Source organism: Amylibacter marinus (genome assembly GCF_030160015.1).
Classification (GTDB): domain Bacteria; phylum Pseudomonadota; class Alphaproteobacteria; order Rhodobacterales; family Rhodobacteraceae; genus Amylibacter; species Amylibacter marinus.
Genome location: NZ_BSNN01000002.1, coordinates 892,167 through 904,771 on the forward strand (window position 1 = coordinate 892,167; position 12,605 = coordinate 904,771).

Sequence of the window (12,605 nt, forward strand, 5' to 3'; positions counted from 1 at the left end):
CCCGTAGCCTATAGCTTTATCCCCTTGCGCCCCGCAAGATCGGTAAAATACTGCCATGCAACCCGCCCAGATCGCGATCCGCGGGTTGCCTGCCACTCGATGGCCTCGGCGCGCAAATCCGCATCCGAAATCGATACATTGAAATGATCGCAATAGCCGCGGATGATGCCCAAATAGGTATCCTGATCACAGGCATGGAACCCCAACCACAGACCAAAGCGATCGGACAAAGAAACCTTCTCTTCTACTGCCTCAGATGGGTTTACCGCCGATCCGCGCTCGTTCTCGATCATATCGCGGGCCATCAAATGACGGCGATTAGAGGTGGCATAAAACAGCACATTTTCTGGGCGCCCCTCTACCCCACCATCCAAAACCGCCTTCAGCGATTTATAGGCCGTATCATCATGATCAAAGCTTAGATCATCACAAAACAACAAAAAACGCTCTGAAGAGGTGCGTAAAATATTCAAGAGCACCCCAATACTGTTCAGGTCTTCGCGCTGTATCTCGATCAGCTTAACCCCAGAAACAGCGGCGTGAACGGCCTTTACCAGCGATGATTTCCCCATGCCGCGCGCGCCCCATAGCAGGGCATTATTTGCCGGCAATCCAGCGGCAAATTGTGTGGTGTTTTTCAAGAGGGTATCGCGCGACCGCGTCACCCCCAACAACAGATCAAGGGGCACATGCGATACCCGTGGCACAGCAATCAGGGCCTCGGGTGCGGTTTGCCACAGATAGGCATCACAGGCGGTGAAGTCAGGGGCGGCCAAGGGGGCCGGGGCCAAGCGCTCCAGCGCCGATGCGATGCGCTCTAGGTGCTCGCTCATTCTTCGCTCTCGAACTCATCATCATAATACCCATCAGCGCGCAATCGCGCCTCGCGTCGCTTGCCAACGAAGCTGACCAACTGAATCGAAACCTCGTACAAAAGATATACAACGCTAAACAGGATCAGCTGGGTAATCACATCAGGGGGTGTAACGATTGCGGCCAATATCAGAATGCCAACTACAGCGTATTTACGCATATCCTTTAGGCCCTGCGCCGATACAATGTCCGCCATCCCCAGCAGGGTCAGCAGTACCGGCAACTGGAAACATAGGCCAAAGGCAAAGATGAATTTCAATGTGATATCCAGACTTTCCTTCACCGATCCCAAGAAGACCGTCTCTAATTTCTGGCTGGCAGCAGGATCAGCAATCTCGCCCACGTCCCCATTGCTCAACAAATCCGTAATCGCGGGTAATACATCGCCAAAACCAATGAAAAACCGCATTGCCAACGGGGTAACCACATAATGCGCAAAGGATGCGCCAATGATAAACAAGATAGGCGAGGCAATGATAAAGGGCAGGAAAGCCCCTTTTTCGTTCTGATACAGGCCCGGCGCCACAAAGCGCCACATCTGATGGGCAATCACAGGGAATGCCACAGCCAAGCCACCCAAAATAGAGATCCGGAAAAGCGTGAAAAACTTCTCTTGCGGGGCGGTAAAGATCAGCCGCGCATCTTGGCCGTTTTCCTCTAGGATACGGCGGATGGGGTCAAACAGAAACTCCAGCAAGGGTTCTGCCACCACAAACACCAATAACATCGCCACCACAAAGGCCGCGACAGAGCGGATCAAACGGGTGCGCAGCTCTGCCAGATGCTCGATCAACGGTGCCGAGCTTTGCTCGATCGCCAGTTCTTCATCAATCTCACTCATTAGGGTGCTTTCTTGGCCGCAGGTCTCTTGGCGGTTTTCTGTGCGGCAGGTTTTTTCGCCGGTGCTTTTTTGGCGGCGGGTTTCTTGGGTGCGGCCTTGTCGGCTGGTTTCTTCACCGCAGATGCCTTAGCCGCAGGCGCGCTAGTCTCTGCCTTTGGCGTGCCTGTTTCGATTTTGGCGCTGAAATCCGTAGCCCCCGGGGCAATATCATCCAGCCCCAGATCATCCAGCTGCATATCCTTAACATTGCTCACATCTTGGATAGATTTCTTCAGCTCGTTCACACCGGATTCATCCGCCGCATCATGCATCGCATTTTGAAAATCGCGTGCCATACCGCGGGCTTTGCCAACGAAATTTCCCACCTTGCGAAACATCATCGGCAAATCTTTGGGGCCCACAACGATCAGCGCCACAACGCCGACCACGACCATTTCAGACCATCCAATATCTAACATAAGTATACGAACCTAGGAATTGGTCTTATCAGAATCAGGTGTCACATCTTTGGCAGCGTCGGCGGCATCATCAATCGAGGCGGTCAGCTCTTCTTTGCCCTCGTTCACACCTTTTTTGAACGCGGTGATACCTTTGCCTACTTCGCCCATCAGGTTGGTGATCTTGCCACGCCCGAACAATACCAAAACGACCACGGCAATCACAAGCATACCCATTGGGCCAACATTCTGAATAAAAAGGGGCGTTACAATCATAAGGGTTCTCCATAATTCAGCGCAGCAAAAGGCCGCGATTACTTTCACTGCATACAATTAGATACTTTTAGCCAAAGTTCAAATCCTAAAAACGGCTCTGCCCTCATTCCCCACGCTTATTTGTCAGAAAAAAGCCGCGCCCACAGATATCGGAGCTGAACCAGAACAACAAAACGCATAGGAAACTTGGTGCCCATACGCAAACAGGCCATCATCGGGTTTGGCCAGCGATGTACCAGTTGTGCGCCTATTGACGATGGGCGTTGGCGAATGATCGCCTTCAGTGGTTTGCGGTCATGGTACTGCGTAAATGATTTTGACCAATCGCGCAGTACGACCCGCCTTGCCCATTTGGGGGGTGGTACCACGACACCCGCCGGCACGCGGCGCATATCTGCCCCAAGCAACTGTTGTGCCAACCCCAGACACACCCCGATCCAGTTGCGCAGTGTCGCATCCCCTTGTAGACACAATTCCCAGTTAAAATCTGCGGGTAGGTTTTCAACAAAGGCCGCAATATCAACCAACCAAACCGCCCGCCAGAACCCGTGGCGTAGCCCATGCAGGCAAGCCAAGCGCAGCAAATGCTCGGCCCCCATCACCGGCACCTGTGCGCCCGCAATTTCCATATGCCCCGCATGAGCAAAAACCGCATTTAAATCCGGCAGATGAAATTTATCCAAATTCTCGTGCAGATCAACCTTGCTCATATGCGCTGGATACTGCCAATCCAACGTTACCACGATGTTATTGCGATCAAAGGGGAAATCAGGATTGTCCCGTGCAAAGGATTGCGGCACCAAAACATCCAAAACAGCCGCCATCTGCGCGGGGCGCACCAGAATATCGATATCGCCATACCCCCGACAAGCCGCGTCACCATAGTAGCGCGACAGGCTCGCCCCTTTAAACAACAGATGTTCGATGCCAGCCTCACGTAACATCTGGGAAACCTCTGCAATAGCATGGCCCGAAACCGCATTGTTCAGCACCGCAGATTTAAATCCCTGTTGCATCTGTGCATACTGTGCCAGATCCTTGCGCGCCTGACAGCGCTGATACAACATCCCCCCACCGCCAACAGAGGCAAGGTTTGGATAAATCTTCGAAAGGGTAGCATCTGGTAGATCACAAACCGCTGGATCAGAGCGCCACGCCCCCATAAGCGCCTGTGCCGCCAAAGCGCCTAACTTTTGCCCATTAGCCACTTTGGTCGATTTGGGCATCAAGCAATTCCAGAATTCGTGCCGCATCTTTGGCGGCATCACTACGTTGGGTGCAAATTACTGGGGCCAGATCCGTATGGGCCTGAAGGGCATTCATGGTCTCTGCTGGACGCAAACGCCCACCAACACAATTGTCCAGCATTCCCATAATAGCCTCGCCCTGATCCATGACCCGCGGCGCCCATTCAGCCCCCTGTTCATAGGCGCACAACACCACCAATCCTGGCCGAGCAGATACCGCACGCTCTGCGCCAAACTCTGCGATATCCAAATCTACCTGTGGCGCTGTGGGGTTTGCGCGCATAGACAAGGGTTTGTACCACGGGGTAACAGTCCCCTCTTGATCAAGAATGGCATATTCATCGGATAGATACCGCGCGCCAGCGCGCAGCAACTCGCTGACAAGGGTGCTCTTGCCGGCCAAGCTACGCCCTGGCAAAACAATCGCGTGCCCGCGCCATTCCACTGCACCTGCATGAATAAAAATCCCCGCGCTGGACATAAACCCAATGCTTAACGATACCCATGCCTGAAAGCGATCCAGCGCCTCTTCCATGCGAAAGCTGCGGCCCTGAAGGGTATGATTCTGATACACCAGATTGTAATGACGTGTGCGGGTCTTTGGGTCTTTGCCCCCCTTTACGAAGGACATGATTGTTTCAAATTCTGTGCCATCATAGGGTTTCGCAGCCGTTGGCATCAGCGCCCGCAACTGATCAAACATCTCTGGATCATTGGCCCGCACCCCCAGACGCACACCATGGGATTGCACCCCAAACCCGTCGTGCCATTCCAAATCATTTAGGTTGTCAAAACAGGGCGTATGCCAGCGCTCGAGTAAATGATACCGTGTGGTGTCGATCGGTTTTAGGGTCTGATTTTCCATAGCACACTCTAACTAGGTTTACGCGCAGAGGTAAAAGAGCCACATCGCTGTGCCAAAATATCAATGCAGAACATTGGAAATCAAACACACAGATCTATCGAGCAAACGGTTTGTGTTCCAGCCGCGCAAAATTGATCACAGATCAATCACGCCCCCCCCCCTGGAAACGATGTACATACGCCACCCAAACAAATGCTGTCAGGATCACAACAATCCGCAACAGATGCACAGCCAAAGACGCCATCCCCAATACAGCTCATGGCCTGTGCCGCTGCGGGTACAGCCATGCTTAGAACACTGGGCGCTGCGATGGCCGCCACACGTGCGCCACCGATCAACTGGCCAAAGACTTCGCGCCGAGTTGGCCCCGCAGATATAAATTCCTGTTGCAACAAACCAGCCTGACCGATTTGGCCCAAGGCCACCTCTACGCTGGCCATATCTTGGGCAAGGCTCTGTTCCAAGATTGCATCCACATCATGGGCCCCATCGCATAAATCCCAAACCGACCCGGCCACAGCATTCAGGCAGGTTGCCGAATGGTTGTCCAGATCATAGATCATGGTTTCATCTTTCAACTTTTTTACGATAACACCTTCGGTGCGGTGCGCTGGATAAATGCTCATTGGAAATCCCCTTTTACCATGGAGGAATAGATAGCATTTTAGAAAAAATTTCAAGCGATCTAGACGCGACAGCGCCAAAAAACACCAATTATCGCAAGCCAAGGTAAAATGAGTTGGTTAAATACCCCGGATTTTGCTGCTGTTTGCAGGTTTTTGCACCTGTGTTCCAGGAAACTTAGTGCTGTGCGCGCTCATAAACAATCCATCCAAATCATAATGTAGGCCAAATAGATTTGCTTTCTCATTCACATCTTTTTTAAGGGTGCGCTTGGCCTGACGGCGCGCCCAAAAACCGGCCATCCCACCTTGACCTGCATAGGTCTTATTTATTCTTTTGATTTTCTCCAGATTTTCGGCATGAAATTTTTGAAAATCTTCTTCGGTATTTATCCCAAACATTAAACCCCCGTATAAGCAAATTGTAACAATATATTTTAGGCACGAACCCAGATTAATGGCGAATAGATATATGTAATTGTCAAAATTCGCAAATAATTAGCTAGAAATTGCACGATTATCTTAATGAACGGTTAATATTCAACCTAAGGGGCAGGACACGCAAAAACAAAACATCTATCGCGACGTACAGACAGCCATAATGGCGTCCCCGGCTTGGGTAAAAACACCCCGGGTACCAATACATGCATCAGCACATCCTCGTAATCCATCGCAAATTCGACCAACGAGTTATGCCCAACGAATCGCGCACGCTCGACCACACCGCGCGCAGGGCTGCCCTCTTGCTGAGTGGGATTCGGGCCACGCCCAGCGCGATCAAAATCGATTTTTAGGTGCTGCGGGCGGATCACAATTTCTACTTCTGTGCCATTCTCCATGCCCGGGGTCAAAAACGCCCCAAAGGGCGTATTGGTTAGCGCCCCATCAACACGCCCTGAGATGACATTAACATCCGAGAAAAATTCCGCCGCCTTGCGATCCACTGGTGCGTGATAAATATTATACGGCGCACCCACCTGCACAATGCGACCTCGACGCATTAGCGCGATCTGATCTGCCATGCGCATGGCCTCTTCGGGCTCGTGGGTCACCAACAGCACCGCTGTGCCCTCTTCGCGGAGCATATCCAACGTGCTGTCGCGCACCGCATCACGCAGGCGGTTATCCAAGCCAGAAAACGGCTCGTCCATCAACAAAACCTTGGGGCTGGGAGCCAATGCACGGGCAAGCGCCACACGCTGTTGCTCGCCACCCGACAGCTGATGCGGATAGGCGGATGCAAATTTCTGCATGCCGACGCGCTCTAACATCCGGCGCACTCGCGCGGCCTTGACGTTCTTGTCCCCTGTCAGACCAAAGCCCACATTCTGGGCCACATCCAAATGCGGGAACAATGCGAAATCCTGAAACATCAGGCCGATACCGCGCTTTTCCGGGGGAAGATGATGCGTGGCGTCGGAAACACAGCCCCCCGCCACATAAACCGCGCCCGCGTCTTGCTGATCGACCCCGGCCGCTATGCGCAATGTTGTAGACTTTCCGCATCCTGACGGCCCCAGCAGACATGTAACCTCACCCGCGTTCAAAGTCAGGCTTAGTTCATCAACCACGCGCCGCCGATCAAAGCTGCGCGAAATTTGCCGAAGCTCTAGTTGTGTTTCAGGATCCGCCACGCGTACCTATCCAAGTAAATCAATCAGGTTTGCGTCGCCATAACAGCCTATGCGCAAAATGCCAAGCATTCTGCGCACTGTTCCCTAGGCCCGAGATGATCTACCTTGTTGCATAGCACCTATGATACAAGCGGCAAACCCGATCGCCAGCACATAAATGCAAATGCTGAGCAACTGGTCATATTTGTGAGCACCGCTGATTATCTCGGATACAAATTCAACCCCGCGATACATATAGGCCATAGCCCCGACGATCGCCGCGGCCCACGCCACCAAATAGGACCAAAGAGGCAAACGATAGCCCATAAAAGACACCGCCATCACTGGCGTCAAGAACATGCTGGCAGTTCCAGTTACAGCCACCGCATCAAACAGGGTCTTGTTTGGGAACAATGTTAGCAATAGCCCCCCCAGCATAAAGGCCACCATAACCCAGCGCCCATTTTTAACACTACGCCCTAGCGCCCCAACCTCATCCACCACCAAGCGCGCAGCGGATGCCAAGGCGCTGTCTAATGTAGAAACAGCCGAAACCAAGAGCGATGCCATCAGCAGGAAATATACGCCACTGCCAAACATCCCCTGCCATGTACCCAAAATCTGGTTTTCATATTCCGCCCCAATCAGCCCAGCCTGAATCCCAAACAGACCAAAGCCCATGATGCAAATCACAGATAGTACAAACGCCCAAACGAAGCTCTGCTTGGTGCGCGCAGGTGAGGCGATGAATCCTCGGTCCATCATCACCGGATCATGGGCGGGATAGGACAAGACCTGCAACAAGGCCACCACCACCAATACCCAGCCGGGGCGCGCCCCCTGATCGTGCACACCCTGTGCGGAGAAAACGGCGCTAAAGGAAAAATCAGCACTGCTAATCATAACGCCAAGTGCCACGGCGAAGACCCCCAAGAAAACCACCATCTGTAAGACATCGGTTTTAAGGCTGGCCAACAACCCTCCCCGGGCCGAATACAGCAGGCCAATCAGGGCCAAGGCAATGATTGATACGGTCTTTGCGACCGCGACCTCTGGAAAAGCCGCTGAAAAAATAAGCCCCACAACAATAAGGTTTGCAAAAACCTCTGACAACAAACGCAATCCGACTACCAGATTATAGGTTATATGCCCGGTCACACCGAAACGCGCGCCCAGCCATTCCTGTACCGATCCGGCATTGTCCTGCCGCAGTCGTGCAACAATATAACCGCCAGTCAAAAAGCTTAGATAATAGGCCGTATAGGCCAAGGTACCGGCAAATCCGTAAAAGTACCCCAAAATGGCGGAATTCATCAGCGAGCGTGCGAAAATCCATGTGGTAACCTGACTAAGAACCAGCGTTAGAAGCGCTGGTTCGTGGCCCAAAGACGCCCCTGAGAAGAACCCCTCGACGCTAGCCTGCCCACGCGACAGGGCCAAGCTTCCCAAGCTAATAAGCGCAACAAAACCAACCAAGGCCCATGGGCTTGCTAATATTTCCATTTGATATCCCCTTACTTTTGCAAGGGTTTAACAAGAAACCAGCAAAATCAAACTAACAGTTTTGTGAGGCCCGCTAAACTTCAAGAATACAGCTCTCTTTTACAGATAGGGATAGGCGTGCAGATGGGCCAAAACTTTCGCAATTATAGGCGAGATCGGGGAAAAGAGTTAATACCTCTGTGCGGGCCGCATCATCTAAACCAGCCACCGACATATCTCCAGGCTGGAAACTCTCTGTGATCAACCCATCAGATGTGATCAATTGGTGCTGATCAAACAAAATGTGAATGTATTCCACCTGATCTACCTGCCAATCAACCTGTATACTGGTCTCGTTCAACAAACCCTTGGCAGGAGCCAACACTTGCATCTGCGCAAAGGCCAATTGCGTCATCGTATTCTCGATCATAATTCGATGCTGAGGCGAAACCAACATATCGCGGCGCGGCATTCCCGGGCCAAAGCTGTGTGCAGAAATGCGAACGGGGCGTAGATTGGGTTGTGCACGCAATCGCGAGCCTTCCAGTTTTTTATGCCCGATCCAGCGAATTTTCTGAAGGCCATTGTCCACAGTTTGAACAAAGTCTCCCACGTTCAGTGCCTCTACAGGTATCCCACCGCGGGGTGTATCGATCAAGGTTCCGGGTGTAAAACAAACCACATCAAAGGACATATCAGTAATGCCGATGATCCCCGCGCTGTCATCCACAGGCCCGTTGCTCATAGTGATGATCAGGCTGGCAACTGGCCCAGCGAAAGAGACGAATACAGAATCATCTTCGCCGGATCCGTTAAACGCCGTCTCAGCGTTACCTGAGGCATTGACCGTATAAGTGTTCCCCGAAACCGAGGTATTTTGATAAGTTCCATCGACACTGGTGAATATAACCGCCACTGGGTTTCCGGCCAGATCAAAGGCCTGAATGTTGACCTCATCCGACCAACCGCCAGGGTTGCCATCCAAATCCATAATTTCGAAGGTTAGATTTTCGACATCCTCACCGAAACTTACATCCATTCCTTCTGGCACACCATCCTGCGCGCCTTGGCTATAAACAAAACCGCTGGTGTTGAAGGTGCCGTTTGTGTCCGCGAAAAAAGTCATATCCGTCGTGGATACCGTAACCGTTGCGTCATGACCGCTTGCGGCATCCGTTACGGTGTTTGTCCCACCAGTTTCAAAAACTGTCCAATCCAATATCGCAACCATAGGGCTCTCCTTGTTCTCAATACATTTGGGCCATTTCTAATATAGGCACACCTGCATATCATTTAAGAATGCTAGCAAAATATCTTGCATTTTAATGTTCATCCATCATTAGCTATTTTCCTAAACAATCAGGCGCAACTAAGGTGCAAATGAGTCGATTATGGCTCAATTGAAAATTCAGGAGCCAAAATGCCCGTTTTCCTAATACCGCGTGAAATCGCGCAAAACCACGCTCAGGCGCTAGACGCCCTGCAGAACAGCGATGCCCTACAGCTACGTGACCCCGCGGATTTCCATATGACCCCGATGTATACCCCCGCCGATATGAAGGAATTTGGAATTAAGGATCAACTTTCGTGGTTCGCCGTGGTCAAAGATGCAAAAAAATGGACAGATGCCCTACCTGAAACGGAAAACGCGCGGCGCAATTACCGCGCCCTGAATAATCCCAAGGCTTTGGCGCGGATCGATCCATGGTATCAGGCCGCCCAAGACTAGCAACGCCGCTGTGCATTGGCGCTATCTATATCGTCGCCGAGATATACCCGCCATCCAGCAGAACATTTTGTCCGACAATAAAGCCCGCATGCTGGCTACATAAAAACGCACAAGTGTTGCCAAACTCCTCAACAGTACCATAGCGACCCGCTGGTATTGTCTCGCAGCGCGCGGCCTTGGCCTCGGCGACTGAAATATCAGCCTTCTCCGCGGCCGCCACATCCAATGATTCTGATCGGTTGGTGCTGTGCAGCCCGGGCAACAGATTATTTATGGTCACTCCGTGCTTGGCCACATCTCGACTGGTACCCGCAACATATCCTGTAAGCCCCGCGCGGGCAGAATTGCTTAGCCCAAGGATAGAACTAGGGCCCTTTACGAACTGGCTGGTGATATTCACCACACGGCCCCATTTGTTCTCTATCATACCGGGCAACAGTGCCTTCATCAGCATAATCGGGGTTAGCATATTGCTGTCAATCGCGCTTATAAAATCCGTGCGTTCCCAATCCGACCAATGCCCAGGGGGCGGCCCACCGGCATTGGTAACCAAAATATCCACCTGCCCCGCAGCATCCAAAACCGCGGTGCGTCCATCATCCGTGGTGACATCCCCTGCCACCGCAGTGACTGAAACGCCATGTTGTTCCAGAGCCTGACGCGCCTGTTCCAGCGGCCCTGAACTGCGCGCACAGATCACCAAATCAACTCCGGCCTTTGCCAGGGCCTGTGCACAACCAAACCCCAACCCCTGAGACGAGGCCGATACCAACGCCCGCTTGCCGGCAATTCCTAAATCCATTGCAATCTTCCCATATTATAGCTGCCAATCACGCCACAATACCCTTAATCACACCGTGCTGCATAGGTGCAATTGCACCGACGCCCGAATTCCCGGCGCGCCAAGGTTTTTCATGCCTCCATACGCTATTGCCTCCGCCTTGCTTGCGCTTTATCCCTTCGCGCCCTATAGAACCCACATGTTAGATACAGAGCAAAATTCCCCCGTCCTGCCACCCGAGATTGATCGGCGCCGCACCTTCGCGATTATCAGCCACCCCGATGCCGGTAAAACCACATTGACGGAAAAATTCTTGCTCTATGGTGGTGCCATTCAGATGGCCGGCCAGGTGCGCGCCAAGGGCCAGGCCCGCAACACGCGTTCAGATTTTATGCAGATGGAAAAAGATCGTGGAATTTCCGTATCGGCCTCCGCCATGTCCTTTGAGTTTCGCAATTTTTGGTTCAACCTTGTTGATACTCCGGGTCACTCGGATTTTTCCGAAGATACCTATCGCACACTGACCGCTGTTGATGCTGCGGTTATGGTCATTGACGGTGCCAAAGGGATCGAAAGCCAGACCCGCAAGCTGTTCGAGGTGTGCCGAATGCGCGACATGCCAATCCTGACCTTTTGTAACAAAATGGATCGCGAAAGCCGCGATACATTTGAAATAATTGACGAAATCCAAGAAAACCTTGCCATTGATGTCTGCCCCGCCAGTTGGCCCATTGGTGTTGGTCGCGATTTTCTGGGTTGCTATGATCTGTTAAATGACCGCCTAGAATTGATGGATCGCGCTGATCGAAATGTGGTGGGTGAAAGTGTTGAAATCAACGGGCTAGATGATCCGAAACTGGCCGAACATGTGCCTGCTGAATTGCTGGAGCAATTCCTAGAAGAGGTCGAAATGGCCCGCGAATTGATGCCTAGTTTTGACCACCAAGCCTTTCTTGACGGCACACTTACCCCGATCTGGTTTGGATCTGCGATCAATTCTTTCGGGGTTCAGGAACTGATGGATGGTATCGGTAATTTTGGCCCCAAGCCACAGGTTCGACCAGCCGATACGCGCCCAATTGCGCCAGACGAACCCAAAGTCACAGGATTTGTATTCAAAGTTCAGGCCAATATGGATCCAAAACACCGCGACCGCATCGCTTTTGTGCGCCTGTGTTCTGGTCACTTTAGACGCGGCATGAAACTGACCCATGTAAGGACCAAAAAACCCATGGCAATCGCTTCGCCCATGCTGTTTTTGGCCAGTGATCGGGAACTGGCCGAGGAAGCATGGGCCGGTGATATCATTGGCATTCCAAACCATGGGCAATTGCGTATCGGTGATGCCCTAACCGAGGGCGAACAGCTGCGCTTTGCGGGCATCCCTTCCTTTGCCCCTGAGTTATTACAGTCGGTGCGTTCGACTGATCCAATGAAGGCCAAACATCTGGACAAGGCCCTAAATCAATTCGCCGAAGAGGGGGCCGCCAAATTGTTTAAACCAGTCATCGGCGCTGGCTGGGTGATCGGCGTTGTCGGCGCCCTTCAGTTCGAGGTACTGGCCTCGCGCATCGAATTGGAATATGGCATCCCCGTGCGCTTTGAACCTTCCCAATTCACTTCGGCACGCTGGCTGACCGGCCCACAGGAAGATGTGGATAAATTCATCGATATTAACAAGGGTCATATGGCGCTGGATCATGATGGTGATCCGGTATTCATGACCCGCCTGCAATGGGATATAGACCGCGTAGAGCGCGACTACCCCGCCCTATCCCTAAGCGCCACCAAGGAAATCCTGAGTTAAATCGATTTTTTTCCGACGGGAATGACGACGA

General features: G+C 52.2%; 14 protein-coding genes. 2 read left to right on the forward strand and 12 right to left on the reverse strand.

What is annotated here, in order from left to right:
* Positions 1-8: 8 nt before the first annotated feature.
* The 11 genes from QQL62_RS05225 to QQL62_RS05275 all read right to left on the reverse strand — a co-directional run bounded on the left by QQL62_RS05225 (position 9) and on the right by QQL62_RS05275 (position 9,488).
* Entirely contained in the window at positions 9-833 is an 825-nt protein-coding gene (locus QQL62_RS05225) for an ATP-binding protein (RefSeq protein ID WP_284376706.1), read from the reverse strand.
* Positions 830-1,714, reverse strand: a complete 885-nt coding sequence (gene tatC / locus QQL62_RS05230; protein WP_284376708.1) for a twin-arginine translocase subunit TatC — start codon at positions 1,712-1,714, stop codon at positions 830-832. The genes QQL62_RS05225 and tatC overlap by 4 nt, the downstream gene beginning before the upstream one ends.
* A complete protein-coding gene (gene tatB / locus QQL62_RS05235) occupies positions 1,714-2,172 on the reverse strand; it encodes a Sec-independent protein translocase protein TatB (protein ID WP_284376710.1) in 459 nt (152 codons plus the stop codon). Before tatB ends, tatC begins: the two co-directional genes overlap by 1 nt.
* A 12-nt stretch (positions 2,173-2,184) precedes the next feature.
* On the reverse strand, positions 2,185-2,427 hold the full coding sequence (gene tatA / locus QQL62_RS05240) for a twin-arginine translocase TatA/TatE family subunit (RefSeq protein ID WP_284376712.1): 243 nt from the start codon (positions 2,425-2,427) through the stop codon (positions 2,185-2,187).
* 116 nt (positions 2,428-2,543) lie between these two features.
* Positions 2,544-3,653 carry a nucleotidyltransferase family protein gene (locus QQL62_RS05245; protein ID WP_284376716.1) on the reverse strand — a complete coding sequence of 370 codons (1,110 nt, stop codon included), beginning with the start codon at positions 3,651-3,653 and terminating at the stop codon, positions 2,544-2,546.
* Positions 3,628-4,539 (reverse strand): hypothetical protein, encoded by a 912-nt coding sequence (locus tag QQL62_RS05250; RefSeq protein ID WP_284376717.1) that lies wholly within the window; start codon positions 4,537-4,539, stop codon positions 3,628-3,630. Before QQL62_RS05250 ends, QQL62_RS05245 begins: the two co-directional genes overlap by 26 nt.
* A 146-nt stretch (positions 4,540-4,685) precedes the next feature.
* Positions 4,686-5,165, reverse strand: coding sequence for a PqqD family peptide modification chaperone (locus tag QQL62_RS05255; RefSeq protein ID WP_284376720.1), 480 nt, complete (start codon positions 5,163-5,165; stop codon positions 4,686-4,688).
* Positions 5,166-5,282: 117 nt separating this feature from the next.
* Positions 5,283-5,564: a hypothetical protein gene (locus tag QQL62_RS05260; protein WP_284376723.1), complete on the reverse strand. Its 282-nt coding sequence runs from the start codon at positions 5,562-5,564 to the stop codon at positions 5,283-5,285.
* A 143-nt stretch (positions 5,565-5,707) separates the two neighbouring features.
* On the reverse strand, positions 5,708-6,796 hold the full coding sequence (locus QQL62_RS05265; RefSeq protein WP_284376725.1) for an ABC transporter ATP-binding protein: 1,089 nt from the start codon (positions 6,794-6,796) through the stop codon (positions 5,708-5,710).
* An 84-nt stretch (positions 6,797-6,880) separates the two neighbouring features.
* On the reverse strand, positions 6,881-8,278 hold the full coding sequence (locus tag QQL62_RS05270; RefSeq protein ID WP_284376727.1) for an SLC5/6 family protein: 1,398 nt from the start codon (positions 8,276-8,278) through the stop codon (positions 6,881-6,883).
* 73 nt (positions 8,279-8,351) lie between these two features.
* Complete coding sequence (locus tag QQL62_RS05275; RefSeq protein ID WP_284376729.1) at positions 8,352-9,488, reverse strand: Hint domain-containing protein; 1,137 nt, start codon at positions 9,486-9,488, stop codon at positions 8,352-8,354.
* A 189-nt stretch (positions 9,489-9,677) separates the two neighbouring features.
* Between QQL62_RS05275 and QQL62_RS05280 the strand changes: the two genes are divergently transcribed.
* Positions 9,678-9,986 carry a hypothetical protein gene (locus tag QQL62_RS05280; protein ID WP_284376731.1) on the forward strand — a complete coding sequence of 103 codons (309 nt, stop codon included), beginning with the start codon at positions 9,678-9,680 and terminating at the stop codon, positions 9,984-9,986.
* Between the two features lie 25 nt (positions 9,987-10,011).
* Here the strand turns inward: QQL62_RS05280 and QQL62_RS05285 are convergent, their stop codons facing one another.
* A complete protein-coding gene (locus tag QQL62_RS05285; protein ID WP_284376733.1) occupies positions 10,012-10,788 on the reverse strand; it encodes an SDR family oxidoreductase in 777 nt (258 codons plus the stop codon).
* Between the two features lie 178 nt (positions 10,789-10,966).
* Between QQL62_RS05285 and QQL62_RS05290 the strand changes: the two genes are divergently transcribed.
* Positions 10,967-12,574 carry a peptide chain release factor 3 gene (locus QQL62_RS05290; protein ID WP_284376734.1) on the forward strand — a complete coding sequence of 536 codons (1,608 nt, stop codon included), beginning with the start codon at positions 10,967-10,969 and terminating at the stop codon, positions 12,572-12,574.
* Positions 12,575-12,605 lie beyond the last annotated feature (31 nt).

Coding starts and splice junctions, on each gene's coding strand:
- QQL62_RS05270 (WP_284376727.1), bottom strand. CDS start 8,278: ATGGAAATATTAGCAAGCCCATGGGCCTTGGTTGGTTTTGTTGCGCTT.
- tatA (WP_284376712.1), bottom strand. CDS start 2,427: ATGATTGTAACGCCCCTTTTTATTCAGAATGTTGGCCCAATGGGTATG.
- QQL62_RS05275 (WP_284376729.1), bottom strand. CDS start 9,488: ATGGTTGCGATATTGGATTGGACAGTTTTTGAAACTGGTGGGACAAAC.
- tatB (WP_284376710.1), bottom strand. CDS start 2,172: ATGTTAGATATTGGATGGTCTGAAATGGTCGTGGTCGGCGTTGTGGCG.
- QQL62_RS05255 (WP_284376720.1), bottom strand. CDS start 5,165: ATGAGCATTTATCCAGCGCACCGCACCGAAGGTGTTATCGTAAAAAAG.
- QQL62_RS05250 (WP_284376717.1), bottom strand. CDS start 4,539: ATGGAAAATCAGACCCTAAAACCGATCGACACCACACGGTATCATTTA.
- QQL62_RS05285 (WP_284376733.1), bottom strand. CDS start 10,788: ATGGATTTAGGAATTGCCGGCAAGCGGGCGTTGGTATCGGCCTCGTCT.
- QQL62_RS05260 (WP_284376723.1), bottom strand. CDS start 5,564: ATGTTTGGGATAAATACCGAAGAAGATTTTCAAAAATTTCATGCCGAA.
- QQL62_RS05245 (WP_284376716.1), bottom strand. CDS start 3,653: ATGCCCAAATCGACCAAAGTGGCTAATGGGCAAAAGTTAGGCGCTTTG.
- QQL62_RS05280 (WP_284376731.1), top strand. CDS start 9,678: ATGCCCGTTTTCCTAATACCGCGTGAAATCGCGCAAAACCACGCTCAG.
- QQL62_RS05290 (WP_284376734.1), top strand. CDS start 10,967: ATGTTAGATACAGAGCAAAATTCCCCCGTCCTGCCACCCGAGATTGAT.
- QQL62_RS05225 (WP_284376706.1), bottom strand. CDS start 833: ATGAGCGAGCACCTAGAGCGCATCGCATCGGCGCTGGAGCGCTTGGCC.
- tatC (WP_284376708.1), bottom strand. CDS start 1,714: ATGAGTGAGATTGATGAAGAACTGGCGATCGAGCAAAGCTCGGCACCG.